Annotated in this window: 23 protein-coding genes; 9 read left to right on the forward strand and 14 right to left on the reverse strand. The window is 62.0% G+C overall.

Annotation, left to right across the window (positions count from 1 at the left end):
- Genes lptC through kdsD form a run of 3 tightly spaced genes read right to left on the reverse strand, consistent with a single transcriptional unit; the run spans position 1 to position 2,152 of the window.
- A complete protein-coding gene (gene lptC / locus P3T17_RS13025) occupies positions 1-609 on the reverse strand; it encodes an LPS export ABC transporter periplasmic protein LptC (RefSeq protein WP_074263305.1) in 609 nt (202 codons plus the stop codon).
- Positions 606-1,169: a KdsC family phosphatase gene (locus tag P3T17_RS13030; protein WP_074263306.1), complete on the reverse strand. Its 564-nt coding sequence runs from the start codon at positions 1,167-1,169 to the stop codon at positions 606-608. The genes lptC and P3T17_RS13030 overlap by 4 nt, the downstream gene beginning before the upstream one ends.
- Complete coding sequence (gene kdsD / locus P3T17_RS13035; protein ID WP_074263307.1) at positions 1,169-2,152, reverse strand: arabinose 5-phosphate isomerase KdsD; 984 nt, start codon at positions 2,150-2,152, stop codon at positions 1,169-1,171. The genes P3T17_RS13030 and kdsD overlap by 1 nt, the downstream gene beginning before the upstream one ends.
- A 135-nt stretch (positions 2,153-2,287) precedes the next feature.
- Between kdsD and P3T17_RS13040 the strand changes: the two genes are divergently transcribed.
- From P3T17_RS13040 to purU, 5 genes are all read left to right on the forward strand, one after another.
- Entirely contained in the window at positions 2,288-4,279 is a 1,992-nt protein-coding gene (locus tag P3T17_RS13040) for a monovalent cation:proton antiporter family protein (RefSeq protein ID WP_074263308.1), read from the forward strand.
- An 86-nt stretch (positions 4,280-4,365) separates the two neighbouring features.
- Complete coding sequence (locus tag P3T17_RS13045) at positions 4,366-4,932, forward strand: adenine phosphoribosyltransferase (RefSeq protein WP_074263309.1); 567 nt, start codon at positions 4,366-4,368, stop codon at positions 4,930-4,932.
- Positions 4,933-4,952: 20 nt separating this feature from the next.
- Positions 4,953-5,567: a LysE family translocator gene (locus tag P3T17_RS13050; protein ID WP_074263310.1), complete on the forward strand. Its 615-nt coding sequence runs from the start codon at positions 4,953-4,955 to the stop codon at positions 5,565-5,567.
- A 68-nt stretch (positions 5,568-5,635) separates the two neighbouring features.
- Positions 5,636-6,484, forward strand: coding sequence for an NUDIX hydrolase (locus P3T17_RS13055; RefSeq protein WP_074263311.1), 849 nt, complete (start codon positions 5,636-5,638; stop codon positions 6,482-6,484).
- Between the two features lie 69 nt (positions 6,485-6,553).
- Positions 6,554-7,423 (forward strand): formyltetrahydrofolate deformylase, encoded by an 870-nt coding sequence (purU, locus tag P3T17_RS13060; RefSeq protein ID WP_074263312.1) that lies wholly within the window; start codon positions 6,554-6,556, stop codon positions 7,421-7,423.
- 151 nt (positions 7,424-7,574) lie between these two features.
- Here purU and P3T17_RS13065 read toward each other — a convergent pair whose 3' ends face one another.
- Entirely contained in the window at positions 7,575-8,660 is a 1,086-nt protein-coding gene (locus P3T17_RS13065; protein ID WP_429286771.1) for an AI-2E family transporter, read from the reverse strand.
- Positions 8,661-8,695: 35 nt separating this feature from the next.
- On the reverse strand, positions 8,696-11,569 hold the full coding sequence (uvrA, locus tag P3T17_RS13070; protein WP_429407073.1) for an excinuclease ABC subunit UvrA: 2,874 nt from the start codon (positions 11,567-11,569) through the stop codon (positions 8,696-8,698).
- A gap of 306 nt (positions 11,570-11,875) precedes the next feature.
- Between uvrA and P3T17_RS13075 the strand changes: the two genes are divergently transcribed.
- Complete coding sequence (locus tag P3T17_RS13075; protein ID WP_429407075.1) at positions 11,876-13,069, forward strand: MFS transporter; 1,194 nt, start codon at positions 11,876-11,878, stop codon at positions 13,067-13,069.
- 115 nt (positions 13,070-13,184) lie between these two features.
- Positions 13,185-13,715 (forward strand): single-stranded DNA-binding protein, encoded by a 531-nt coding sequence (locus tag P3T17_RS13080; protein ID WP_429286773.1) that lies wholly within the window; start codon positions 13,185-13,187, stop codon positions 13,713-13,715.
- 60 nt (positions 13,716-13,775) lie between these two features.
- Here the strand turns inward: P3T17_RS13080 and P3T17_RS13085 are convergent, their stop codons facing one another.
- A complete protein-coding gene (locus P3T17_RS13085; RefSeq protein ID WP_429407077.1) occupies positions 13,776-14,897 on the reverse strand; it encodes an NADH:flavin oxidoreductase in 1,122 nt (373 codons plus the stop codon).
- A 97-nt stretch (positions 14,898-14,994) separates the two neighbouring features.
- On the opposite strand from P3T17_RS13085, the gene P3T17_RS13090 reads away from it, so the two are divergent.
- Positions 14,995-15,372 (forward strand): winged helix-turn-helix transcriptional regulator, encoded by a 378-nt coding sequence (locus P3T17_RS13090; protein ID WP_429286775.1) that lies wholly within the window; start codon positions 14,995-14,997, stop codon positions 15,370-15,372.
- 81 nt (positions 15,373-15,453) lie between these two features.
- On the opposite strand, the gene P3T17_RS13095 is transcribed toward P3T17_RS13090, so the two are convergent.
- From P3T17_RS13095 to P3T17_RS13130, 8 genes are all read right to left on the reverse strand, one after another.
- Positions 15,454-16,005 carry a hypothetical protein gene (locus tag P3T17_RS13095; RefSeq protein ID WP_429407079.1) on the reverse strand — a complete coding sequence of 184 codons (552 nt, stop codon included), beginning with the start codon at positions 16,003-16,005 and terminating at the stop codon, positions 15,454-15,456.
- 2 nt (positions 16,006-16,007) lie between these two features.
- The gene (locus P3T17_RS13100) at positions 16,008-16,898 is read right to left on the reverse strand and encodes an SPFH domain-containing protein (protein WP_429407081.1); all 891 of its coding nucleotides are present in this window, start codon (positions 16,896-16,898) and stop codon (positions 16,008-16,010) included.
- Between the two features lie 214 nt (positions 16,899-17,112).
- A complete protein-coding gene (locus P3T17_RS13105; protein WP_429407082.1) occupies positions 17,113-18,198 on the reverse strand; it encodes an ABC transporter ATP-binding protein in 1,086 nt (361 codons plus the stop codon).
- Positions 18,199-18,227: 29 nt separating this feature from the next.
- Positions 18,228-19,235, reverse strand: coding sequence for an ABC transporter ATP-binding protein (locus P3T17_RS13110; RefSeq protein WP_429407084.1), 1,008 nt, complete (start codon positions 19,233-19,235; stop codon positions 18,228-18,230).
- Position 19,236: 1 nt separating this feature from the next.
- Positions 19,237-20,136: an ABC transporter permease gene (locus tag P3T17_RS13115; RefSeq protein ID WP_074263325.1), complete on the reverse strand. Its 900-nt coding sequence runs from the start codon at positions 20,134-20,136 to the stop codon at positions 19,237-19,239.
- Positions 20,137-20,195: 59 nt separating this feature from the next.
- Positions 20,196-21,134, reverse strand: a complete 939-nt coding sequence (locus P3T17_RS13120) for an ABC transporter permease subunit (RefSeq protein ID WP_429407086.1) — start codon at positions 21,132-21,134, stop codon at positions 20,196-20,198.
- Between the two features lie 44 nt (positions 21,135-21,178).
- Positions 21,179-22,795 (reverse strand): peptide ABC transporter substrate-binding protein, encoded by a 1,617-nt coding sequence (locus P3T17_RS13125; protein ID WP_074263327.1) that lies wholly within the window; start codon positions 22,793-22,795, stop codon positions 21,179-21,181.
- A gap of 678 nt (positions 22,796-23,473) precedes the next feature.
- On the reverse strand, positions 23,474-23,932 hold the full coding sequence (locus P3T17_RS13130; RefSeq protein ID WP_074263328.1) for an Lrp/AsnC family transcriptional regulator: 459 nt from the start codon (positions 23,930-23,932) through the stop codon (positions 23,474-23,476).
- Positions 23,933-24,222: 290 nt separating this feature from the next.
- Between P3T17_RS13130 and P3T17_RS13135 the strand changes: the two genes are divergently transcribed.
- Positions 24,223-25,296 (forward strand): Leu/Phe/Val dehydrogenase, encoded by a 1,074-nt coding sequence (locus tag P3T17_RS13135; RefSeq protein ID WP_074263329.1) that lies wholly within the window; start codon positions 24,223-24,225, stop codon positions 25,294-25,296.
- The last annotated feature ends 101 nt before the right edge of the window (positions 25,297-25,397 follow it).

The following is a 25,397-nucleotide window of genomic DNA, read 5'->3' on the forward strand; positions in this document are numbered from 1 at the left end:
TTACCCGGGTTGCTTCAGGGAGCCGCCGGACGCGTCGGACGCGGCGATCGCGCCACGGACATTGCCGAACAGCTGCATGACCCGGGTGACGTTGTTGTAGTTCATGCCGCTGGCCGTCATGACTGACAGGCCGCGCTGAAGTTTAACCGGCTTTTCGGTCTCGATCACATCGTCGTTGACCAGTACCCGAAAATGCTGGGAATCAGCCTGCATCGCCGGGTCGCCGTCGCCGGCTGCACGCAGGATGCGGGCGTGGTCATACAGATCGACGATCGAGGCATCGCCGTTCACCGTGCCGGTGTCGCCGGTCGCCGTGACAATCGGCTTGCCCGGCTGGAAGGCGCGGATAGCCGGCTTGATCAGATCGCTCAGTTCATTGTCTTCGTAATGGACGAGGTTCGTGGCCGTCAGCCGGTACTGCGTGGCGCCCGACTGATCCAGTTCGGACACCGAGAAATTATCGGCAAAGTAATCGGGCGTATGTTCTTTCGGCTTGACCTCGCCTTCGTGCGGCGGCGGCGCGGTGGCCTGCAGCAGCCACCACGTGATACCGGCGAGCGCAGCCATCGCGATGAGCGGGATCAGCGAAGTGAAGCGGAACTGGTTCATCCGACGAGGCCCTGCTGCTCACCGCCACTGCACGCCTTGGCAAGCAGTTCGTCGTACTTGTTTTGCGCCCGCAGCAGGGTGTCGCACACTTCGCGCACGGCGCCGTGACCGCCGCGCGCCTCGCTGACCCAGTGGGCCCGCGCGATTACTTCCGGATGCGAATTGGCGGGCGCCGCAGCGAAGCCGACCTTCAGCATCACGCCGAGATCGACCCAGTCGTCGCCCATATAGCCGCATTCCTCAGGAGTGCGGCCAGTCTGCCTGAGCAGATCGGCAAACGCTTCCGGCTTGTTTTCGATGCCCTGGTACAGATGCGTGATTTTCAGTTCCTTGGCGCGTACGGCGACAATGCCCGACTTGCGGCCCGTAATGATCGCCGTCTCGATGCCGGCTTCGCGCAGCAGCTTCGCGCCGTGGCCGTCCATCGAATGGAACGACTTCATCGTGTCGCCCTCGGCGGTGAACATCAGGCCGCCGTCGGTCAGCACGCCGTCGACGTCGAAAATCATCAGCTTCACGCGGCGTGCGCGTTCGTTAGCGGAAAGGGGCGCGGCGGCCATCAGATCACCTTTTTGGAGAACAGGTCGTGCATGTTGAGCGCGCCGATGAGCTTGCCCGCTTCGTCAATGACCAGCATCTGATTGATCCGGTGGCGCTCCATCAGTTCCACCGCTTCGATGGCCAGTTGGTCCGGGCCAATGGTACGCGGGCCAGGTGTCATCACCGAGGCGATCGGCAGGTCGCGGAAGTCGCCACTGCGTTCGAGCACGCGGCGCAGGTCGCCGTCGGTGAAGATGCCTTTGACGCGCTGGTTTTCGTCGACGATCGCCGTCATGCCCATGCGCTTGGCCGTCAACTGGAACAACGCGTCGCGTACGGTAGACTCAGGCATCACCTTCGGCACCTGGTCGCCGGTGCGCATCACGTCGCGTACGTAAGTAAGCAGGCGCCGCCCTAAAGCGCCGCCGGGATGCGAGCGGGCGAAGTCGTCTGGGCCGAAGCCGCGTTCTTCCAGCACGGCAACCGCGAGCGCATCGCCGAGCGCGAGCGCGGCGGTGGTGCTGGCAGTGGGCGCGAGATTCATCGGACAAGCTTCCTTGGCGACCCCGGCGTTCAGATGCACGTCGGCTAGCTTGGCGAGGCTCGAGCCCGGCTTGCCGGTGATCGCGATCAGCCGGGAGCCGAGCCGCTTGATGATCGGCAGGATCGCCATCAGCTCTTCGGACTCGCCGGAATTGGACATGGCGACGAACACGTCGTCGGCCGTGACCATCCCAAGATCGCCATGGCTGGCCTCGGCCGGGTGTACAAAGAAGGCGGGCGTGCCGGTACTGGCGAAGGTTGCCGCCAGCTTGCGGGCCACGTGACCAGATTTGCCGATGCCGGAGACGACTACGCGCCCGCGGCAGCTAAGGATGAAGTCGATCGCCTCGACGAAGCCATCGTCGAGTTGATCGCGAAGCGCGCGCACGGCGTCCGCTTCGATGTCGAGCACGTTGCGAGCGCGAGCGAGCGCCCGGTCGCCATTGATTTTCGCTATCATTCGCGGAGTATAGCAAAGGCGTTTGTTCGCCGCGCCGGGACGGCTGTCTCCGGCCGCTGCCCTCACCGGCCCCTCAACCTTGTCGCGCGGTGCTTTGCGTGCGATGGTTATGTCGACGAACCAGGACGCTTTCAGATGATTTCCCCGCTCGAAATGACGCTGTTCCTGCTGCTGGCATCAGTGGCAGGCGTCGTCGTTTTCCGTTTCCTGAACCTGCCGCCCATGCTTGGCTATCTGACGGTGGGGATCGTCGTCGGGCCGCATGCGTTCGGTATCGTTCCGGATTCGCAAGGCGCGCAGAACCTGGCCGAGTTTGGCGTGGTGTTCCTGATGTTTTCGATCGGGCTGGAGTTTTCGCTCGCCAAGCTGCGTTCGATGCGCCGGCTGGTGTTTGGGCTCGGCCTGCTGCAGGTGATCGGCACGGTCGCGGTGGCCGTCGCGCTCGGCTTCGTGCTGGAGCGCTGGGTGCATATCACGTGGCAGGGCAGCGTGGCGCTGGGCGGGGCGCTCGCCATGTCGTCCACGGCGATCGTCAGCAAGATGCTGGCGGAACGGCTCGAGATCGAGACCGAGCACGGCCGCAATATCTTCGGTGTGCTGCTGTTCCAGGATCTGGCGGTGGTGCCGCTGCTGATTGTCATCTCGGCGCTCGGCGGCGATTCGAGAACCCTGATGACCGCGCTCGGGCTCGCAGCGGTGAAGATTGTCGTTGCGTTGTCCTTGCTGCTGATCGTCGGGCAGAAGTTCATGACGCGCTGGTTCAACGTGGTGGCGCGGCGCAGGTCGCAGGAACTGTTCATCCTGAACCTGCTGCTCGTGACGCTTGGGGCGGCGTTTATCACGGACAAGTTCGGCCTTTCGCTCGCATTGGGCGCGTTCATCGCCGGCATGCTGATCGCCGAGACGCCTTACCGGCATCAGGTGGAAGAAGACATCAAGCCGTTTCGCGACGTGCTGCTTGGGCTTTTCTTCGTCACCACCGGCATGCTGCTCAACCCGATGGTGATCTGGAAGCATCCGTTCATCGTGCTGGCCTTTCTGCTCGGGCCGTTGCTGCTGAAGCTGATCATGATTACCGCGTTGTCGCGGTTGTTCGGTGCGACACCGGGCGTGGCGATGCGCACCGGCATCGGCCTCGCTCAGGCCGGCGAATTCGGTTTCGTGCTGCTGAATCTGATTCTCGATAAACACCTGGTCGACGCGACGTTACTGCAGGCGATTCTCGCCGCGATGCTGCTGTCGATGCTGGCAGCGCCGTTTCTGATCCAGAACGCGGACCGCATCGTGCTGCGGCTGTCGTCGACTGAATGGATGATGCAGTCCTTGCAGATGACGCGCATCGCTACGCAAAGCCTGAAACAAAGCGGCCATACGATCATCTGCGGATACGGCCGGGCGGGGCAGAACCTCGCGCGCATGCTCGAACACGAAGGCCTGTCCTACGTCGCGCTCGACCTCGACCCGGACCGGGTCGCGGCGGCTGCGGCGGCCGGCGAATCGGTGGTGTTCGGCGATGCGGGGCGGCGCGAATCGCTGCTGGCTGCGGGTATCCATCGCGCGGCTGCGGTGGCGATCACCTACGCCAATACGCCGTCTGCGCTGCGGGTGCTGCACAACATCCACGAACTCGAGCCGACGCTGCCGGTCATCGTGCGCACGGTGGATGACGCCGACCTCGAGAAGCTGCTCGCCGCCGGGGCCACCGAAGTGATTCCGGAGATTGTCGAAGGCAGCCTGATGCTGGCGTCGCACACGCTCGTGCTGATGGGCGTGCCGATGCGGCGAGTGGTGCGGCGTGTCGAGGAGATGCGCGACGAGCGCTATAGTCTGCTGCGCGGCTATTTCCACGGCGCCGACGACGTGGGCGACGACGACAGTCACGAGCAGGTGCGACTACAATCGGTGCCGGTCGACGAGAACTCGGACGCCGTGGGCCGCACACTCGCGGAAGTGGGGCTGGTCGACATGGGCGTCGAAGTGACGGCGATCCGCCGCCATGGCATTCGCGGCGTGGAGCCCGATCCGTCCACCAAGCTGCGCGCGAGCGACATCGTCGTGTTGCGCGGCTTGCCCGAAGCGCTGGCCGAAGCCGAAGAACGGCTGTCGCGGCATCGCCGGGCGGCGTGAGCGCGTGAGTGGGCGCCAGGGTCGGGTCGCCGCGCGAGATTCTTAAGCCTTTTATCCGGATCCATGGGGATCCATCTGGAGTCATCATGTCCAACGCGCTTGCGAGCGCCCCGCTCGACGCGGCTGCGTTCGTCAAAAGCCAGATTCGCACCGTGTCCGACTGGCCGCAGGCCGGCGTGCAGTTTCGCGATATCACGCCGCTGCTGCAGCATCCTAAGACCTTTCGCGTACTGATCGACCTGTTCGTCCAGCGCTATATTGACGCGAAGCTCGACTACATCGCGGGCCTCGACGCGCGCGGTTTCATCATCGGGCCGGTGCTGGCATACGAGTTGAATGTGGGCTTCATTCCGATTCGCAAGGCCGGCAAGCTGCCGTACAAGACGGAGTCCGAGTCGTACGAGCTCGAATACGGGACGGCGACCGTCGAGATTCATGCGGACGCCTGCGGACAGGGTGACCGCGTTCTGATCGTCGACGATCTGATTGCGACTGGCGGCACCATGATGGCCGGCAAGAAGCTGCTGGAGCGGCTCGGCGCGGTGGTGATCGAAGGCGCGGCGATCATCGATCTGCCGGACCTGGGCGGGGCCGCGCTGTTGCGCTCGGCGGGGTTGCCGCTGTTTACGGTCACTGAGTTTGGCGGTCACTGAACAATCACGAGGGAAGACGCATGCCGAATTTTTTGCTGTTCCTCGCCACCTCGATGGCGATCACCTTCGCCCCCGGCCCCGACAACCTGCAAGTACTTGCGCGCGGCATCTCGCAGGGACGTGCCGCCGGGCTGGTCGCCGCGCTCGGTTTTGCGGCCGGCATCACGTTCCACACGACGCTCGCCACGCTCGGCGTAGCCGCGTTGCTGCGTTCCTCGCCAATGGCATTTCAGGCCATCAAGTACGCGGGCGCTGCCTACCTGATCTGGATCGGCATCAAGGCGCTGCGCAGCCAGGGGCTTGCGACGGCCCATGAGCGTCCGGCGCAGCCGCTGTGGTCGGTGTTTCGCCAAAGCGTGTTCGGCAACATGATGAACCCGAAGGTGACGCTGTTTTTCCTGGTGTTCCTGCCGCAGTTCATCGAGCCGCATGGCGTGCAGAGCGTGCCGGTGCAGATGCTTGAACTGGGTCTGGTGTTCATGCTGCAGACAGTGGTCGTGTTTTCGCTGTTCGGCGTGTGCGCCGGGATGATCGGCAGCTGGTTGAAGCGTCGTCCGCGCGTCGGCGTGTGGCTCGACCGTCTCGCTGGTGCGACCTTTATCGCAATCGGCATTCGCGTGGCGCTGCGCGATTAGGCTGCCTGCTGCGACCCGCTTCTGAACTGACCCGCGTGGCGCCGTCGCGCCGTGCCGTTGGAGCACTCATGACCTTGCCCTGTATCACCAAAGCGCGCCGGTTCGATGCGCAGGCGCATCGGCCGTTCTTGATGGAAGGCCAGCAGGTCGGCTGGATCCGCGCAACGGATGTGCCGTTGCTGGCCCGCTGGCCGGATGTTTTCGATGTCGACGCGGCGGGCGTGACGTTATCGTCGCGCTACTCCAGCCTCGATATGCGTAGTGCCGCACTGGGCGCTGTCATCGGCGCGCTCGCCGCGGATGGCAGGATTCCAGGCTGGCGCGATGAAACTTACGCGATCCGCAACCACTTCGACGCGCAGCCGCTTGCGTATATCGAGCGCGCGGCGTCGCGCTTTTTCGGCACGATGACCTACGCGGTGCATCTGAACGGCGTCGTAGAATACGCGGATGGCGCGCCGCAACTGTGGATCGCGCGCCGCAGCGACACCAAGGCGACCGATCCGGGCATGCTGGATAACGTGGTCGCAGGCGGGATAGGCTGGGGCTTCGGCGTGGAGGCGACGATTGTCAAGGAGTGCTGGGAAGAAGCCGGCATCCCCGAAGCGATCGCTGCGCGCGCCACGGCAGGGCGTACAGTGCATGTACTGCAATCGCTGCCGGAGGGTACCCAGGCCGAGCAGATCTTCGTCTACGACCTCGCGTTGCCCGCGGATTTCACGCCGCGCAATCAGGACGGCGAAGTGGGCGAACATCGGCTGGCGCGCATCGATGAGGTTGCGCGCTGGATCGAGGAAGACGCGATGACCGTGGATGCCAGCCTCGCTACGCTCGACTGCCTGCTGCGCCGCCGCTGGATCGACGCTGAGGACTGCGCGGGAATCGAAGCGCTGTTCGTGCCGCCGGCCGCTGCATAACGCGTGACGCACAGCGTCCTTGCATCACACTAAACGAATCACGGATTGAAGAAGGGAGTCACCCAGGTCATGTCGACCGATCACAGCTTTATTCTCAAACTGTCGTGCGCCGACCGGCCCGGCATCGTGCATGCGGTGTCCGGCTTTCTGTTCGAGCGCGGCAGCAACATTCTCGACTCCGCGCAGTTCGGCGACAGCCACACCGGCGAGTTCTTCATGCGGGTGCATTTCCAGCAGGTAGGCGGCGATCCGGGTCTGGAAGCGCTGCGTACCGCGTTCAGCACGCTCGCCGACGAGTTCGGCATGCACTGGGAGCTGCACGATGCGACCGTGAAGCCGCGCGTCGTGATCATGGTGTCGAAGATCGGTCATTGTCTGAACGACTTGCTGTTCCGCTACCGTACCGGCCAGCTCGGCATCGAGATTGCCGCGATCATCTCGAACCACAAGGACTTCTATCAACTCGCGGCAAGCTACGATGTGCCGTTCCACCACTTTCCGCTGCTGGCTTCGACGCCCGAGGGCAAGGCGGCTCAGGAAGCACGGGTGCTCGAAGTGATCGACGAGCATCAGGCCGATCTGGTGGTGCTTGCCCGCTATATGCAGATTCTGTCGCCGAAGCTGTGCGAGCGGCTCGCGGGGCGCGCGATCAATATCCACCATTCGTTCCTGCCGAGCTTCAAGGGCGCGAAGCCGTACTACCAGGCATTCGACCGCGGCGTGAAGCTGATCGGCGCAACCGCGCACTATGTGACGACCGATCTCGACGAAGGTCCGATCATCGAACAGGAAGTGGAGCGCGTCGACCACAGCATGACGCCGGATCAGTTGACGGCGATTGGCCGCGACGTCGAATGCGTGACGCTGGCGCGGGCAGTGCGGTGGCACGTCGAACATCGTATCGTGCTGAATGGCAGCAAGACGGTGGTGTTCCGTTGAGCGGGAACCGCTGCTACTGAATTCGCGGAGTCTGTGCCTCTTTGCAGAAAAACAAAGGCCGCCGGTCATTGCGACAGGCGGCCTTTTTCATGGGGCGCGGCGTTCGGGACGCGTACCGCTGCCGCTGTTCAGGCTCGCGGTATCAAACCCTTCAAACCATCCGCAGATAAATCAGCTCCCGCTTGATATACGCATAAAAGATAGGCGCGGCAATCACGCCCTGGAGGCCGAAAGCCGCTTCCATCACCAGCATCGCCACCAGCAGTTCCCACGTGCGCGCTTCGATCTGGCCGCCGACGATCCGCGCATTCAGGAAGTATTCGAGCTTGTGGATCAGGATCAGGAACACGAGCGACATGACCGCGGCCGGAAAGCTCACGGAGAGCGCGACTGCGACAATGATGGTGTTCGAGATCAGATTGCCGATCACGGGCAGCAAGCCGACGATAAACGTGACGAGCACCAGCGTCTTGGAGAGCGGTAGCCGGTCGTGGAAGATCGGCAGGATCACCAGCAGGAAGATGCCGGTGAACACGGAGTTGATCGCTGAAATCTTCACCTGCGCGAACACGATGCGACGGAAGGCGTCCGCAAACCGCATCACGCGAGTGACGAACGCGGTGGACAGCGGCAGCCGCTGAATCGGTTTCTGCGCTCCGACCGCGATGATCGCGCCGATGATCATGCCGATCAGGATATGCGTGAAAACCCGCGCCGCGTTCTTGCCGCCTTGCTGCAGCATGCCGGCGTGGGTATGCATCAATTCGGTGGCGCGCGCTTTCATCTGATCGGCGTCGACCGGCAGATAGTTGGCGACGAACTGCGGAATCCGTCCGCGCGCCTCGTCGATCAGCTGCATGGCCTGGTTGAGCAGCATCTGCACGCTCGGCACGTCGCCTTCGAAGTGGTCGATGATGCCGATCACGATCCCCGTCAGCACGCCGACGATCACCGTGGCCAGGATCACCACCGAAAGCCAGCGCGCGCGCTGGCTCGACATATGTCTTTCGATGCGAGGAGCGATTGTCTGGATGAGCTGAAACACGAGCAGCCCGGCCAGCAACGCGCCCAGCAGCCGCAGATTCAGGACTGCGATCATGCCGACCAGCATTAGCAGGTAACTGCCGATCTCGACGGCGGACAGTCTGGGCAGGCTCATGTCGCTCGTCAGCCTGACCGGGCGTGGGCGCAGATCCTGCACCTGCCCTTCTTCGGGCGCCTCGTTACGCTTGGTCATGGCTTATTTCCGTATCCAACCTAGGGTTTGCAGCATCATTTTTTGGCGGCGTCGCGTTTGAGCAGCGGCGCCAGATATCGACCGGTAAAACTTGCCTTCGACTTCGCCACCTGCTCCGGCGTGCCTTGAGCGATGATCTGACCGCCGCCGGCACCGCCTTCCGGACCGAGATCGATGACCCAGTCCGCAGTTTTGATTACATCGAGATTATGCTCGATGATCACCACGGTATTACCCTGGTCTCGCAAACGGTGAATTACTTCGAGCAACAGAGCAATATCGTGGAAGTGCAAACCGGTCGTCGGCTCGTCGAGGATGTATAGAGTGCGACCGGTGTCGCGCTTGCTCAGTTCCAGCGAAAGTTTGACACGCTGCGCTTCACCCCCCGACAGCGTAGTGGCCGACTGCCCCAGGCGAATGTACCCAAGACCCACGTCCAGCAACGTTTTCAGCTTGCGCGCCACCACCGGAACGGCCTTGAAAAACTCGTAGGCGTTTTCAACCGTCAGTTCCAGCACTTCGCTGATGTTTTTGCCTTTGTACTGCACATCAAGCGTTTCTCGGTTGTAGCGCTTGCCGTGACACACGTCGCACGGCACGTAGACGTCGGGCAGAAAGTGCATTTCCACCTTCAGCACGCCGTCGCCCTGGCAGGACTCACAACGGCCGCCCTTGACGTTGAACGAGAAGCGGCCCGGATCGTAGCCGCGTTCCTTCGAAGCCGGCACGCCCGCGAACAACTCGCGGATCGGCGTGAAAAGGCCCGTATAGGTGGCCGGATTCGAGCGCGGCGTACGGCCGATCGGCGACTGATCGACGTTGATGACCTTGTCGAAGTGTTCGAGACCTTCAATCGATTCGTACGGTGCCGGTTCGGCCGATGAGCCGTACAGGTGATGCGAGACCGCGTGGTACAGCGTGTCGTTGATCAGCGTGGACTTGCCCGAGCCGGAGACGCCGGTGATGCAGGTCAGGAGACCCACCGGCAGGTCGAGCGTCACGTGCCGCAGGTTGTTGCCGTAAGCCTCGACGATGCGCAGACGCCGCTCGTCCGGCTCCCTGCGCTCGTCCGGATAGTCGATGGTGCGCGCGCCGGATAGATACTGACCCGTGATCGATGCAGCGTCCGCCTGCACCTCATCGGGCGTGCCTTCAGAAATGATCGTGCCGCCGTGTTCGCCGGCGCCCGGTCCCATGTCGACGACGTAGTCGGCCATGCGGATCATGTCCTCGTCGTGCTCCACGACGATTACCGAGTTGCCGAGATCGCGCAGATGCTTTAGCGTCGAGATCAGACGGTCGTTGTCGCGCTGATGCAGGCCGATGGACGGCTCGTCCAGCACGTACATGACGCCAGTCAGGCCCGAGCCGATCTGCGAGGCGAGCCGGATGCGCTGCGCTTCGCCGCCCGAAAGCGTTTCAGCGCTGCGCTCCAGCGACAGATAGTCGAGCCCCACGTTATTCAGGAACATCAGCCGCGCGACGATTTCCTTGACCACCTTGTCGGCAATCTCGCGCTTTGAACCCTCGAGACGCAGTGTCTGGAAATAGCCGAGCGCATCGCGCAACGGCCAGCCGCTGATTTCGAAGATGCCGCGCGCGTCGCCGTCCGCGCCGATGCGCACGAAGCGCGCTTCGCGCCGCAGGCGGGTGCCTTCGCAGGCGGGGCAGGCCTGGTTGTTCTGGTACTTCGCGAGTTCTTCGCGCACTGCGACCGAATCGGTCTCGCGGTAACGGCGTTCGAGGTTCGGGATGATCCCTTCGAATACATGCTCGCGAATCGACGCACGGCCGCGTTCGTTGATGTACGAGAACGGAATGGTCTGCTTGCCCGAGCCGAACAGCAGGATCTTGCGAACCTTTTCCGGCAGATCTTCGAAGGCTTCGTCGATATCGAACTCGTAGAACGCGGCGAGGCTTTGCAGCATCTGGAAGTAAAACTGATTGCGCCGGTCCCAGCCCTTCACGGCACCCGCCGCGAGCGACAGCGACGGATGCGCGACCACCCGCTTCGGATCGAAGAAAGTGATCTGGCCGAGGCCGTCGCACTCCGGACACGCGCCCATCGGGTTGTTGAACGAGAAGAGACGCGGCTCGAGTTCCTGCAGCGAATACGAGCAGATCGGGCAGGCGAACTTGGAGCTGAACAGATGCTCCTTGTCCGTGTCCATTTCGAGCGCGATGGCGCGGCCGTCGGCGAGACGTAGCGCCGTTTCGAACGATTCCGCGAGGCGCTGCTTCATGTCGGCGCGCACTTTCAGACGGTCGACGACGACGTCGATCGTATGCTTGTCGTTCTTCTTCAGCTTGGGCAGCGAGTCTACTTCGTAGATCTTTGCGACTTCCTCATTGGCCGTGCCGCCGCCCGAACGCACGCGAAAGCGGATAAAGCCCTGCGCCTGCATTTCCTCGAACAGCTCGACGTGTTCGCCTTTACGATTCGCCACCACCGGAGCCAGGATCATCAGCTTGGTGTCTTCCGGCAGCGCGAGTGCTGCATCGACCATCTGCGAGACGCTTTGCGCCTGCAGCGGAATCTCGTGATCCGGACAATACGGCGTGCCGACTCGCGCGAACAGCAGACGCAGGTAGTCGTGAATTTCGGTGACGGTGCCGACCGTGGAGCGCGGATTGTGCGACGTAGCCTTCTGCTCGATCGAAATGGCCGGCGACAGACCTTCGATCAGGTCGACGTCGGGCTTTTCCATCAGCTGCAAAAATTGCCGTGCATAGGCGGAGAGACTTTCGACGTAGCGCCGCTGTCCTTCCGCATAGAGCGTGTCGAACGCAAGCGACGATTTTCCCGAGCCCGACAGGCCGGTAATCACGATGAGCTTGTGACGTGGCAGGTCGAGACTGACGTTCTTCAGGTTGTGGGTGCGAGCCCCACGGATACGGATTTGTTCCACGCGTTGATCCATTACCTGGCCATTGACTGGCGGAAAGAGGAAGAGGCTAAACCTGCTACTATAACGACTTTTCGAGACCGCTGTTACGGCTACCTGACAGCGCCCAACAGGCGCGCGGCAAGCTGTAAGACGGTGGTTTAGAGCCGTGCGAAAAGGTTGCAGATGGGGCCTTTTTGCGCGACTGCAAGACGCCTGCGGGTCTTTGCCGCAGTCCGCCGGTCGCTCACGGCAGTCCGCCGAGGGTATGCTGCTCCACGGTGAGTCGCCCGGCCCCGGGCCGTCCAGATTATTCAAAACACGTTCCCGATGTCCAATCCGTCCGCTACATCTTCACGCATGAGCGCGCCTGAGTTGCGCGCGACCGTGTCGCTCGCAGGCATCTTTGCGCTGCGCATGCTCGGCCTCTTCATGATCATGCCGGTGTTCTCGATCTACGCGAAAACCATCCCCGGCGGCGACAACGTCCTGCTGGTGGGGATTGCGCTGGGTGCCTACGGGGTGACGCAATCGCTGCTGTACATCTTCTATGGCTGGATTTCCGACAAGGTCGGGCGCAAGCCGGTGATCGCCACGGGGCTCGCGATTTTCGCGCTCGGCAGCTTTGTCGCGGCGGGGGCGCACGACATGACGTGGATCATCGTCGGTCGCGTCATTCAGGGGATGGGCGCGGTGTCGTCCGCGGTGCTCGCTTTTATCGCCGACCTCACGTCCGAGGAACATCGCACCAAGGCGATGGCAATGGTGGGTGGCAGCATTGGCGTTTCATTCGCGGTGGCGATTGTCGGTGCGCCAATCGTGTTCCAGTGGGTCGGCATGAGCGGGCTGTTCTCGCTGGTCGGCATTTTCTCGATCCTCGCTATCGGCGTAGTGATCTGGATCGTGCCGAATGCGCCGATGCCTGTGCACGTGCGCGCGCCGTTCTCTGAAGTGCTGCATAACGTCGAACTGCTGCGTTTGAATTTCGGCGTGCTGGTGCTGCATGCGACGCAAACGGCGCTGTTTCTGGTGGTGCCGCGGATTCTCGAAGCGGGCGGTTTGCCCGTGGCGTCGCATTGGAAGGTTTATTTGCCGGTGATGGGGCTGTCGTTTGTCATGATGGTTCCGGCCATCATCGCGGCGGAAACGCGCGGCAAAATGAAGACCGTGCTCGTGGGCGCGATTGGTCTTATCCTGATCGGACAGTTGTTACTAGGCGTCGCACCCCATACCATTCTGAGTGTGGCCGGGATACTGTTTATCTACTTTCTCGGCTTCAATATTCTTGAGGCGTCGCAGCCGTCGCTGGTGTCGAAACTGGCGCCGGGATCGCGCAAGGGCGCGGCTACCGGCGTGTACAACACCACGCAGTCTATCGGCTTGGCGATCGGCGGCGTGGTCGGCGGCGTGCTGCTGAAGGCGGATGGGCAGAGCGCGGTGTTCTTCGCCTGCTCGGGGCTGGTATTTTGCTGGCTTATAATCGCGGCAAATATGAAGCCGCCAGCGCCGCGCAAGAAGGCTTGATGGTAAGTACTCACCGGTGGTCGGCGAGGCGCAGTTTGGGTCTCGGGCCGGCCGGTTCAGAGATGGTAAATGTGCGTTGCCGCGCCACCTGCAACGGAATCAACAGGAGAAACTCATGGCATCCGTGAACAAGGTAATTCTCGTCGGCAACCTCGGAGCCGATCCGGAAGTTCGCTATCTTCCGAGCGGCGACGCAGTGGCGAACATCCGCCTTGCGACGACGGACAGGTACAAGGACAAGACGTCGGGCGAAATGAAGGAAGCCACCGAGTGGCACCGGGTTTCGTTTTTCGGGCGTCTGGCCGAGATCGTGAACGAGTATCTGAAGAAGGGCTCGTCGGTTTATATCGAAGGGCGCATTCGCACACGTAAGTGGCAGGCGCAGGATGGGACGGACCGGTACTCCACCGAGATCGTGGCTGAGCAGATGCAGATGCTGGGTGGCCGCGGCGGAGCGATGGGCGGCGGTGGCGATGAGGGTGGATATAGTCGCGAGCCGTCGGAGCGTAGTGGCGGCGGTGGTGGTGGTCGCGCGGCTTCGGGTGGCGGCGGTGGGGCGCGTGGTGGTAGTGGTGGCGGTGCTAGCCGTCCGAGCGCGCCGGCCGGTGGCGGGTTCGATGAGATGGATGACGATATTCCGTTCTGACCTCCCGCACCCAAAAAATGTAAAGATCAACCCCGCCTTTGAGCGGGGTTTTTCTTGAACTCAGTAAAGCTCCCCCAACGCCGCCGGACTAAAGTCCTTCAACTGACCGGTCTCACCCGAACGAATCTTCGTCACCCATTCCGGATCGCTGAGTATTGCGCGGCCAATGGCGACCAGATCGAACTCGTCGCGCTCCATGCGTTCGAGCAGATTGTCCAGACCCGCGGGGCTCGAACTCTCGCCACCGAAGGTGCCGAGGAAATCACCTGAAAGACCAACCGACCCCACGCTGATCGTCGCCGCGCCCGTCACTTTCTTCGCCCATCCCGCAAAATTCAGGCCGTTTTCCCCGTCGATTTCCGGAAACTCCGCTTCCCAGAAGCGCCGCTGCGAACAGTGCAGGATATCGGCGCCAGCTTCTACGAGGGGCACAAGCCAGTCGGCCATTTCATCCGGCGTATGCGCGAGTCGAGCGGCGTAGTCCTGCTGCTTCCATTGACTCAAACGAAGGATGATCGGGTGGTCCGCTCCGACGGCAGCCCGCACGCTCTTGATCACCTCGACCGCGAAGCGCGACCGTTCACGAATCGAGTTCCCGCCAAAAGCGTCCGAGCGCCGATTGGTACTGTCCCAGAAGAACTGGTCGAGCAGATAACCATGCGCGCCGTGAATCTCCACGGTGTCGAACCCGAGCCGCTTCGATTCCGCTGCGGCACGTGCAAAAGCGGCAACCGTATCTGCGATGTCTTCATCGCTCATCGTCTTGCCACGCTGCTTTTCAGGTGCCACAAGGCCCGAAGGACTCTCGACCGGCGAGGCAGGCCGCCATTCAGTGAACGGATTAGCAACGGACCCCACGTGCCAGATCTGCGGCGCCATCTTGCCGCCCGCTTCGTGGACGGCGTCGATCACCTTCTTCCAGCCAGCAAGCGATGCTTCTCCGTGGAAGAACGGAATATTCGGATCGTTGCGCGACGACGGGCGATCGATTACCGTCCCCTCGGAGATGATAAGACCGACCTCACCCAATGCGCGCCGCCGGTAGTAATCCGCCACGTTAGCGCCGGGCACACCATCTGGCGAGAAGGAGCGCGTCATGGGCGCCATCACAATGCGGTTTTTCAGGTTGAGCGTTTTCAGTTGAAACGGTCTGAACAACACGTCGAGTTGCGAACTAGTCATCGATGCACCTCATGAACGAAAAAACCGATGGTATATGTTTTATACTAGGTGTCAATGAGTCACCACATTGCTACCAGGTAGCATTCAGGAAACCGCCATGTCGGAATGTCAACCAGAGGTGTTGTCTCTTGCCAGTTGCCCAAGTCGTTTGCTACTCGATCAGATCGCTGACAAGTGGTCGGTTCTGATCCTTGCGTCGCTACGCCCCGGGCCGATGCGATTCAACGCGATCAAGCGCCGCATTGAAGGGATCACGCAGAAAGCCTTGGCGCAGTGTTTGCGTCGGCTCGAGCGAAACGGAATTGTCGAAAGAAGAGTGATTGCGACTTCGCCAATCTCCGTCGAATACGAAATCACGGCGCTGGGGCGGTCGCTCGATGGCCCATTCCAGGCGCTTTATATATGGACGTACGAGCATCTCCCTGAGGTCGAGAGTGCGAGAGCTCGCTACGATCAACGTGAGACTGCGGGCTAATGTCTGCTGCGTGAGCTTGGGCGGGGCCGACCCGCCAGAATAGCCTGCAGCGTCGGCCCAGGATTGAGAGAGCGGAGAGAATCAGACCATGCGATCAAGCAACGCTGCCTCTCGACTCCGCAACGTCAACTGAAGGGCCGTCAATCCTTCTTCAACTTCATCAAGATGCTCCAGTATCCATAGACCATTGCGTCCATCGAGCATCGCATGGAGCAGCGAACACTGCCCTACGAGCCGCTCGTCACAGCCAATCAACACTTTCAATGTTTCGGCTTCCTGACGATAGCGCTGCGTCATGCGATCGTTCTCCGGAACCGGCTGGGATTGCAGCCTGCCACTGACCGTGCCGATGTTTCCCGCCAGCCGTTCGAGCTTCTGCGCAGCCGCCATATTCGACGGATTCGGGAACGGCTTCTCGCGGGTGGGTGTGCCGATAAACTCGCGTCGATAATCGGACTCAGCGCGTTCGACATTGGAACGCGCCATCCCCAGCAGCCATCCTGCCTTGCTACGCACCAGTTGATCGTCAGCGCGAAGCTGATTTTCGGTGCGGTAGAAGTTGTAGCCCCAGCCGTGAAACAGATTGATCGCAGCCTGGCGGAGCGCCCCTTCGTCGTAGAATTTTGAGTCCATGACTAGCCCTTTCCGGAGAACCCGGCTTCATGGCCGAGCGGATAAATTCCGGTGGCGGGCGCGCCGATCTGGAAGGGCAATCCCGCCGCCGCATTCGGCGCAGACACCAGGCCCTTTTCCGCCATGCGCAGCGCAAGGTAGTAACGAACCGCTTCGATCGGCGAGAGGCCAATAGCCTGCAGCGAGATGAGTTCGCGCATCCGCTCGTCCTTGGGCACGATCAGGACCTTGAGGTCATTCAGCATGATGCCAAACGTTCTCAGGAAATCGGAGAGATGCGTCTTGACCGACTCACGGATCTCGTTGATATGCTCGTTGATGTTTTCCATCTTCGTCACCTGGACGATCTGGTTGATCGCCTGCTCGATTGCGGGACCGGCATAATCGGCGACCTCTTGCGTATCGATAAGGTTGCCGTTGAACGGCAGGTGCGTAATAAGATCGAGCGCTGCCTCCTTGGTATCGATGTGAATATGGTAATCAACCTGATACGCCATCTCAGCCATCTCGGCGCTGGTCGCGATGCCCTGGCTGCGAATCAGCAGTTTAGCGCGGTTGATGTAGATGACTTCGAACACCCACGGCGAGGAACCACCAAAAAACCCTTGGGCGATGGAGCCCAGCAGCGGCTTGTCAGGTGTGGTGAGAGCGTACTGACCCGTCTCGTACACGTTGAGCACTGCGCCCCGTGATTTCAGCACGCAGAAGTGGTTGCTTTCGACGGTTAGCAGTGAGCCAGAAACAATGCTTTCGTCCACAATCTTGACCGCCACGCCCTTGGTGCCGAGCAGGTCGGTGCCGTCGCGCTGAAGGGATGTGATGACCTGCCGTGTTATCGCAATGTCTTGCTCCTCATCTTGATCTCGTTCGTTGAACTGCGAGAGTGTTCGCAACGGTTCGGATAATGGAGCCGGCTAGCCGTCGGGAACGGTCGGTTCATATCCGTCTACTGCACGTAAAGATACCGCACCAGGTGGAAAAACACCGGCGCAGCAAAACAGATCGAATCGCGTTGACCGCGCTGTCGGTGATTACGGTCTGGCAGCGGATTAGAAAGGGAGTGACGGAGGCGCGAGGTTAAGCCGCCCAGCGCGCTCCTGCTAACCTTCAAATAACCGGCGGCGCTTCACGGAGATCCGCTCCCACGCGAATGCACGCCACCCTGCGATCCGCCGTCCCACGCGAGATCGACTGCGGCACCTCTCCGGCGCAAGCTGCGATCGCCTCGGGACAGCGCGTGCGGAACGCACATCCAGAGGGCAGGTTGAGCGGCGATGGCATCTCTCCAGTCAGCACCGCATGTTTGCGTGTGCGCTCGATCGCAGGATCCGGCCGCGGCACCGCCGACAACAACGCCCGCGTATAAGGATGCTGCGGCGACCCATACACCTCCTGCCGCGTGCCCAGCTCCATCACGCGCCCGAGGTACATGACCAGCACGCGCTGGCTGATCGCCTTCACGACAGCCAGATCATGCGCGACAAACAGCAGCGACAGCGACAACTCCCGCTGCAAATCGCGCAGCAGATTGACGATCTGCGCCTGAATCGAAACATCCAGCGCCGACACGGGTTCATCGCAAATCACCAGTTGCGGCTCACCCACCAGTGCCCGCGCAATCCCGATCCGCTGACACTGTCCACCAGAAAACTCATGCGCATAGCGCGACAGATGATGCGCGCCAAGACCCACGCGCTCCAGCATCGTTACCACGCGCGCATGAGTCTCATCACGCCCCAGACCGGGTCGTTGCACCTTTAACGGCTCGGTGACGATCTGCTCGATGGTCATCCGTGGATCCAGCGAGGCCAGCGGGTCCTGAAACACCATCTGCACGTCCTTGCGCAGCCGCTCCATCGCAACGGCCGGACGGCGTCCGTCGGTCACCGTCTCCGTATCGCGCCAGCGCACGCTGCCTTCCGTCACGGGCGTGAGACCGATAATCGCTCGCGCCAGTGTCGACTTGCCGCAGCCCGACTCGCCTACGAGTCCCAGCGTCTCACCGCGTCGTACGTCGAACGACACGCCATCCACCGCGCGCAAGGTCGCTTTCGACGACCAAGGATACGCGCCGCGCGGCACCCGGAAGTGCACCTTGAGATCGCGCACCGTCAGCACTGGCTCGCCCGCCACGTTCACGCGTGCTTCATCCGCCGCGCCGCCCAGCGGTTTTCCCGAAGTCCCGTCACCCATACCCACCGTCCTTTGCGTCACCGTGTTACTCACCTCACCACCTCCATCATCTCGCCGACCGGGCGCAGGCAAGCACGCCAGCCGTCCGTCCGGTCGACGATGGCCTCCAGTTCGGGCTGCGTCGTATGACAGCGGTCCTTTGCCAGCGCACAGCGTGGCGCAAACGCGCAGCCTTCGATGGCCTCGCCCGGCGCTGGGGGATTACCTGCAATCGTGCGCAACGGGGCATCGATGTCGTGTGTGCCGTCGGTGTCGTCGAGTCGCGGCAGCGCATCGAGCAGCCCGCGCGTGTACGGATGAGTCGGGTTCTCGAACAACGCTTGCGCACTCGCGCGCTCCACGGTGCGGCCTGCGTACATCACCATCACGTCGTCCGCGAGTCCTGCCACCACGCCCATGTCGTGCGTGATCAGAATAATCGCCGTACCCAGGTCGCGATTCAGCTCGCGCAGCAGTTCGATGATCTGCGCCTGCACCGTCACGTCGAGCGCGGTGGTTGGTTCGTCGGCAATCAGGATTTCGGGTTCGGTCAGCAGCGCGGTTGCGATGGTCACGCGCTGGCGCATGCCACCTGAAAACTCATGCGGATATCGATCGATACGTCGCGCCGCATCCGGAATCCACACGCGCTGCAGTGCCTCGATGGCCTGGCGGCGCGCATCGCGCCGCGACACGCCGCGGTGCAATTGCAGCGCTTCGGTCATCTGACGCTCGACCGTGAGAAACGGGTTGAGCGACGTCATCGGATCCTGAAACACCATGCCAATGCGATCGCCGCGAATCTGGTTCAGTTCGCGCTGACTCAGCGCCAGCAGATTGCGGCCTGCGTACAGCGCTTCGCCGGAGGTCTGGCCATTGCCGGGGAGCAGCCCGAGCAGCGCCATCACTGTCTGACTTTTACCCGAGCCCGATTCGCCGACAATCCCCAGCGTCTTGCCCTTTTCGAGCGTGAACGATACGCGTTGCACCGCGTCCACGGGCGAGGCGTCGCGCCGTGTGAAGCGTACCCCCAGGTCTTTTACTTCGAGCAACGCCATCTCAACGCTCCTTGGTATCGAGCGCGTCGCGCAGCCCGTCGCCTACAAAATTCACGCAATACAGCGTGACGCACAGCATCACCGCCGGGCACAGCAGCAACCACGGCATCGACTCCAGTTTCTGCGCGCCGTCGTTGATCAGCACTCCCCAGCTTGTCATCGGTTCCTGCACGCCCAGGCCGAGAAACGACAGTACGGATTCGGTCAGCACGATGCCAGGCACCGTGACCGTCGCGTACACCACCACCACGCCGAGCAGGTTCGGCACGATGTGCCGCAGGATGATCCCCGGTGTGCTCACGCCGGTCGCGCGCGCTGCGTCGATGAACTCACGGGTCCGCAGCGATAGCGTCTGACCGCGCACCACGCGCGCCATATCGAGCCACGAGAACGCGCTGATCGTCAGCACCACCAGGTAGAACGCGCGGCCCAGCAGCGTCATCATTAGGATCGCGATCAGCATGTAGGGGATTGCGTACATCATGTCGACGATACGCATCATCACCGCATCGGTCCGTCCGCCGATATAGCCGGCCGTTGCACCCCACGCGACGCCGATCAGTCCCGACACCAGCGTGCCAAGCAGCCCGACTTCGAGCGACACGCGTCCGCCGGCAAGCGTGCGCACCAGCAGGTCGCGGCCGAGTTCGTCGGTGCCGAACCAGTGCTGGCCCAGCAGCGTGGGCGGCATGCTGATAGCGCCCCAGTCGTTGGCGGCGGGATCGTTGGAGAGGAGCAACGGACCCACAAAGCAGGCAATGATGATGATCCCAAGGATCACCAGGCTGGCGAGCGCCGCGCGGTTGCGCAGAAACTGCCTGAAGGCAAGCTCAAGCGGACTGCGCGAGCGTCGCGGGGCGGCGGTAGCTGTAGTCGCAGCGGTGGAAGGGGAGGTGTTCATGATGTCTCTATCGTAGATCGTAGTTCGATGATCAAGGCGTGGGATCCGTTGCCGGCATCTCAGTAGCGGATGCGCGGGTCGAGCCACGCGTACGCCAGATCGACGAGCAGGTTGAACACGACGGCCGCCACGGTCGTAAGCACCACGAGTCCGAGCACGAGCGTGTAATCGCGGTTGATGGCGCCGTCCACCACCAGTTGTCCGAGGCCAGGCAGCGCGAACACCGACTCCGTGACCACCGCGGCAGTAATCGAAGAGATGCAGATCGAGCCCAGCAGCGACACCACCGGCATCAAGGCGGGCTTGAGTGCGTGCCGCAGCACGATCACATGACCAGGCATGCCCTTCGCGCGCGCGGTGCGAATGAAATTCCCCGACAGCACTTCGATCATGCTGCCGCGCATCACCCGCGCAATCGACGAAACGTTGATGATCACCAGCAGCGCCATCGGCAGCACCCGATAGCGCCAGCCACCGTCGCCCCAGCCGCCGGCGGGCAGCCAGCCGTGGCCATCCGAGCGCTTGAGCAGAATTGCAAACACCCACACCAGCACGGGGCCGAGCACGAACGGCGGAATCACGTTGCCGACGTTGCCAAGCAGCATCACGATGCGATCGGTGATGCCGTCGCGGCGCACCGCAGCGGCTGTGCCAAGCAACACGCCGATCACGAGAGCGATCGGCACCGAGAGGCCGCCCACGCCGAGGCTGACCGGCAGCGCCTTGCTGACGAGGTCATTGACCGACCAGTCGACGTAGCGCACCGACGGCCCGAGATCGCCATGCAGCAGTGCGTCCAGATATAGCAGGTACTGCTTCCAGAGCGGCTGGTCGAGGTGATATTTCGCGTTCAGATTCGCGAGGGTAGCTGCGGACAGGTGTTTTTCAGTGTCGAACGGACCGCCCGGCGTCGCGTGCAACATCAGATAGCACACCGTAATCACGGCAAGAACGGTTGGAATGACCCATAGGGTACGGCGCAGCGCGTAGGCGAGCATGGCGGATTCCGTTACTTCAATATTCGGTGGTCAGTGAGCGGGGCTTAGTGCGCCAGCAGGTACATGTCCTGCGAGGCACGCTGATCCACATAGTTGGTCGGCAGATAGCCGCCCACGTACGGTTTCACGAGCCGGTCAGCCGAGTACTGGAACAGCGGGATCAGCGGCGTTTGGCTCATGGCCAGATTGTGCGCCTGAGTGAGCAGGGCGGTGCGTTTCTGGTCGTCGAGTTGCAGGTTGCCCTGATCGATGAGTGCGTCGACCTTTGGGTCGCAGAACTGCTGGTCGTTCTGCACGTCGTTGCAGCGCAACTGATCGAAGTACGACATCGCGTCGTTATAGTCGACGAACCAGCCATCGCGCGAGGCCTGTACCTTGCCGGCATGGCGTTCGCTCAGCAGTACCTTGTATTCGACGTTCTCCAGCTTCGCGTTCACGCCGAGCTTGGTGCGCCATTCGGAGGTTGAGAAGAGTGCCACCTTCTTATGGAGATCGCTGGTGTTGTACGTCAGGGTGAAGGTCAGGGGCTTCGCATCCGAATAGCCCGCTGCCTTCAACAGGCCGCGCGCGTAGTCGACACGCTTGGCCATCGGCCAGCTCGCCCAGTCTGGTGTGTAGACAGCAGCGCCCTTGGTGCCTTTGGCGATGAGGCCGTACATCGGCACTTCGCCTGCCTGAGTGAGTTTCGACGTCAGCAGGTCGCGGTCAATCACCATCGAAAGCGCCTGGCGCACGCGCGGGTCGCGGAATGCCGGGTCGGTGTTGTTCAGGCTGTAGAAGTAGGTTGCAAGCTGCAAACCGGTCTGCAGTTCCTTGCCGAACTGCTTGCTGACCTGGGCATAGACACCCGAAGGGATCGAATACGTGTAATCGATCTGGCCGGACTGATACATGCGCATCGCCGTCTCGTCGCTTTCCACCGGCACGTAGGTGACCTTCGAGATCACCACTTGCGGCGCGTTCCAGTACTTGGCGTTCTTGACGATCACGATGCGGTTATTCGGCTCCCAGTCGCTCAGCGTGTACGGACCGTTGCTCACCATGTTGCCAGGGCGCGTCCAGCTATCGCCGAATTTATCCACCGTTGCTTTGTTCACTGGTGCCATGGCCGGCATGGCGGTGAGTTCGGTAAAGAAAGCGACCGGCACTTCGGTCTTGACCTCAAGCGTATACGGGTCGACAACTCGCGCAGCGAGCGACGTAAGCGGCGCCTTGCCAGCGAGGATCGCTTTTGCGTTCTTGATGAACTCCGGCAGGATCGTATATTTCGAGCCCGTCTTCGGATCGAGCACACGCTGCCACGCGTAGACGAAATCTGTCGCGGTGACCGGATCGCCATTGCTCCATTTCGCGTCGTGACGCAGCTTGAAGACCCAGGTGTCGGGCGCAGTACGCGTCCATGACAGTGCGACGCCCGGCACGACTGCGCCGGAAGCGCCGATACGGGTGAGGCCTTCGAACAGATCGAGCCCGATGGTGTCGCCTGTCCACGATTCGATATGCGCTGGGTCGAGCGATTCGACTTCGGCCGGTACCTGACGCGTGAGTTCCTGCTTGGCGGCAAGTGTGGTGCCCGGTGGCACCGTGACCGCCGACGCTGCGCCGGCAAAAGTGAGCGTGATCGCTGAGAGCACCGCAGTAAGGGATTGCGACAGTTTCATAGGCTGGTTCGAAGAAGGAGGTTCAAGAGAAGTCCCCGCCCCGCGCAACAAGGCGGCAGGGGGCGCAGAGCAATGCGTGATGTCGCGGCACGACGAGGCTTAGCCGAAGAGGCCGCGCGACAGGACGTCCCGGCCCATGTGCGGGCGGGGACATCGGATGAGGAATGGGGTGTCGGAAGACAGGCGGTGCCACCGTCCGGCGGCTAATGTCACTTGCATACGTTTCACTTACGATTCTTCCTGTCGTTGTAGCCACAACCATGGACGACTTGCATATCGGCGCACGAGCCGTGCGCCAGCAGTCATGCGCGTTGTCCGGCAAGCGTTTTGCCGTTGACGCGCAACATTCGTTATCGAAAGTCCCATCAGCGTGCGATGCCGATTGTGTCGGCGGCACGCTGGTTTGAGGCGACGGCAGCCTAAGCAGAAGGCATGCCAAAAACATGGCTCGATTCCGTCCATCCGTCCGGTGTCTGGCCTGGCATGATGTAACTGGCTGATTGGATTACAAAATGCCAGCCGTGCATGGTTTTCATGATTACCGGCACGGTCGAAACGGTATCGCGCTTATATCACGCCGAAAGAAAACGTGATTTTGGATACGCCCAAAGTAGAGGAAACCACCTACCGCCTCCTGGTGCAGCACGCACCAGTTCGGAATCGATTTTGGGCGGGCCTCTATGGCTCCACGGAGACCGAGCGTTTGAGACAGCGCAAGGCAAAGATCGAGCGGCTGTTCTGAAAGCCAGGCAGCCGGTAGAGCTTGCGTCGCAGGAACGACTCGTACCCTTCGGTGCCTGCCACCGCCACCTTGATCAGATAGTCGTATTCGCCCGACACCAGAAACGCTTCGACCACCTCAGGCAGGTCAGCGAGCGCCTCGCCGAAGCGCTCCAGCGTGCGTTCGTCGTGCTTCTCGAGGGTGACTTCGATGATGACCGTATCGGGCAGCCCAAGCGCCTTCTGGTTGAGCAGCGCGGCATAACCTTCGATCACGCCCGACTCTTCTAGCGCTCGCACCCGGTTCCAGCACGGCGTGGCCGACAGGCCGACGCGTTCGGCCAGTTTGGCGTTGGACAGACGTCCGTCGCTGCGCAGTTCGCGCAGGATTCGCTGATCGATCGCGTCGAGCTTCATGTCGTCCTCTGATGCACTCTCCACATCGCGTCGCGTGGGGAGACGATTCGTCTTTAGTAAAAAGGAAATATAGGTATTACTTCTGCCATAGGCCGCATCATGCCAGATAAACGGAAGAAATCCCCGGATTTGGACGCATACACTCTTGCCGTCGAGGCGCGCTCAAATCACGAATACCAGCGCCTCGCCCGTACTCCGCATGCCACCGCGATCCGGACCGCATGCGGCCAGGCGCGAAGCCATCGCTTCGCGCGGATGCTGAACTCTCCGCCCACAAGGAAGGAATACTGATGGACCGACTGACGACCACTGCCGCCGGCAACCTTTTTGGACTGCACGGTGAACCCGCTCACGAACGCATCGTGCTCGCCACCGACGCCGCCTCCGGACTGCAAGCTATCGTTGCTGTCTACAGCACGGCGCGCGGCCCTGCGTTCGGCGGCTGCCGCTTCTGGCAGTACGCGTCGGAGCACGAGGCGTACAACGACGCACTGCGTCTGTCGCAAGGCATGGCGTTCAAGAACGCGCTGGCCGATCTGCCGTTCGGCGGCGGCAAGGCCGTGATCCTGCGCCGTCCGGAAGTGCTCGACCGCGCGGCATTGTTCAAGGCGTTCGGACGGCTGGTGCAATCGCTGGAAGGCATCTATATCACCGCCGAAGACGTCGGCACGACCGCCGACGATATGCGTGCCGTGCAGAGTGAGACCGGCTTCGTGAGTGGTATCCCGCGCGATAACGACGTCTACGGTGGCAACCCGTCGCCGCGCACTGCCTATGGCGTGTTCACAGGCTTGCAGGCGGCCGTGCAAGCGGCGCTTGGGCGCAAGACGCTCGACGGCGTTTCGGTTGCGGTACAGGGCCTCGGCTCGGTAGGTTGGGATCTGTGCGAACGTCTGCATCAAGCGGGCGCGCTGCTGATCGTGTCGGATATCGACGCCGCTAAAACCGCCCGTGCGCAGCAACTCTTCAATGCGCGCGTGGTGGATACGGCAGAAATCGTCAACGTCGAAGCCGATGTGTTCGCTCCGTGTGCGCTGGGCGGCTCGATTTCGGAATCGGTCGCGAAGCAGTGCCGTTTCAAGGTGGTGGCGGGTGGCGCGAACAATCAGTTGATCTCGCTGGCGGAAGGCGATGTGCTGCATCAGCGCGGCATCTTCTACGCGCCGGACTTCCTCGTGAACGCAGGCGGCATCATTAGTTGCGTGCGGGAATATCAGGGCTCGGGTGAAGAGCAGGCGGTGCTCGCCGAAGTCGCGCAGATCGGTCCGCGGGTCTTCGAACTGGCGGAGCGCGTGCGCGCCACCGGTGTTGCTCCGGCACGCGCCGCAGTGGCGTGGGCGCGCGAAAAGATGGTGGCCTGCTAAGGCGGCGGCGCAAACACTCGCCACCGCATTGATGTAATGACGTGCTGGAGTGGGTCCGCTAGCGGTTCAGATACTCCAGCACGTCGTGCGCGAAGCAACTT

Source organism: Paraburkholderia sp. GAS82, from assembly GCF_050436285.1.
Classification (GTDB): domain Bacteria; phylum Pseudomonadota; class Gammaproteobacteria; order Burkholderiales; family Burkholderiaceae; genus Paraburkholderia; species Paraburkholderia phenazinium_B.

Bases quoted from the DNA above. Each gene is read 5' to 3' on its own strand.
- lptC (WP_074263305.1), bottom strand. From the start codon at position 609: ATGAACCAGTTCCGCTTCACTTCGCTGATCCCGCTCATCGCGATGGCT.
- P3T17_RS13030 (WP_074263306.1), bottom strand. From the start codon at position 1,169: ATGGCCGCCGCGCCCCTTTCCGCTAACGAACGCGCACGCCGCGTGAAG.
- kdsD (WP_074263307.1), bottom strand. From the start codon at position 2,152: ATGATAGCGAAAATCAATGGCGACCGGGCGCTCGCTCGCGCTCGCAAC.
- P3T17_RS13040 (WP_074263308.1), top strand. From the start codon at position 2,288: ATGATTTCCCCGCTCGAAATGACGCTGTTCCTGCTGCTGGCATCAGTG.
- P3T17_RS13045 (WP_074263309.1), top strand. From the start codon at position 4,366: ATGTCCAACGCGCTTGCGAGCGCCCCGCTCGACGCGGCTGCGTTCGTC.
- P3T17_RS13050 (WP_074263310.1), top strand. From the start codon at position 4,953: ATGCCGAATTTTTTGCTGTTCCTCGCCACCTCGATGGCGATCACCTTC.
- P3T17_RS13055 (WP_074263311.1), top strand. From the start codon at position 5,636: ATGACCTTGCCCTGTATCACCAAAGCGCGCCGGTTCGATGCGCAGGCG.
- purU (WP_074263312.1), top strand. From the start codon at position 6,554: ATGTCGACCGATCACAGCTTTATTCTCAAACTGTCGTGCGCCGACCGG.
- P3T17_RS13065 (WP_429286771.1), bottom strand. From the start codon at position 8,660: ATGACCAAGCGTAACGAGGCGCCCGAAGAAGGGCAGGTGCAGGATCTG.
- P3T17_RS13075 (WP_429407075.1), top strand. From the start codon at position 11,876: ATGTCCAATCCGTCCGCTACATCTTCACGCATGAGCGCGCCTGAGTTG.
- P3T17_RS13080 (WP_429286773.1), top strand. From the start codon at position 13,185: ATGGCATCCGTGAACAAGGTAATTCTCGTCGGCAACCTCGGAGCCGAT.
- P3T17_RS13085 (WP_429407077.1), bottom strand. From the start codon at position 14,897: ATGACTAGTTCGCAACTCGACGTGTTGTTCAGACCGTTTCAACTGAAA.
- P3T17_RS13090 (WP_429286775.1), top strand. From the start codon at position 14,995: ATGTCGGAATGTCAACCAGAGGTGTTGTCTCTTGCCAGTTGCCCAAGT.
- P3T17_RS13095 (WP_429407079.1), bottom strand. From the start codon at position 16,005: ATGGACTCAAAATTCTACGACGAAGGGGCGCTCCGCCAGGCTGCGATC.
- P3T17_RS13105 (WP_429407082.1), bottom strand. From the start codon at position 18,198: ATGGGTGACGGGACTTCGGGAAAACCGCTGGGCGGCGCGGCGGATGAA.
- P3T17_RS13110 (WP_429407084.1), bottom strand. From the start codon at position 19,235: ATGGCGTTGCTCGAAGTAAAAGACCTGGGGGTACGCTTCACACGGCGC.
- P3T17_RS13115 (WP_074263325.1), bottom strand. From the start codon at position 20,136: ATGAACACCTCCCCTTCCACCGCTGCGACTACAGCTACCGCCGCCCCG.
- P3T17_RS13120 (WP_429407086.1), bottom strand. From the start codon at position 21,134: ATGCTCGCCTACGCGCTGCGCCGTACCCTATGGGTCATTCCAACCGTT.
- P3T17_RS13125 (WP_074263327.1), bottom strand. From the start codon at position 22,795: ATGAAACTGTCGCAATCCCTTACTGCGGTGCTCTCAGCGATCACGCTC.
- P3T17_RS13130 (WP_074263328.1), bottom strand. From the start codon at position 23,932: ATGAAGCTCGACGCGATCGATCAGCGAATCCTGCGCGAACTGCGCAGC.
- P3T17_RS13135 (WP_074263329.1), top strand. From the start codon at position 24,223: ATGGACCGACTGACGACCACTGCCGCCGGCAACCTTTTTGGACTGCAC.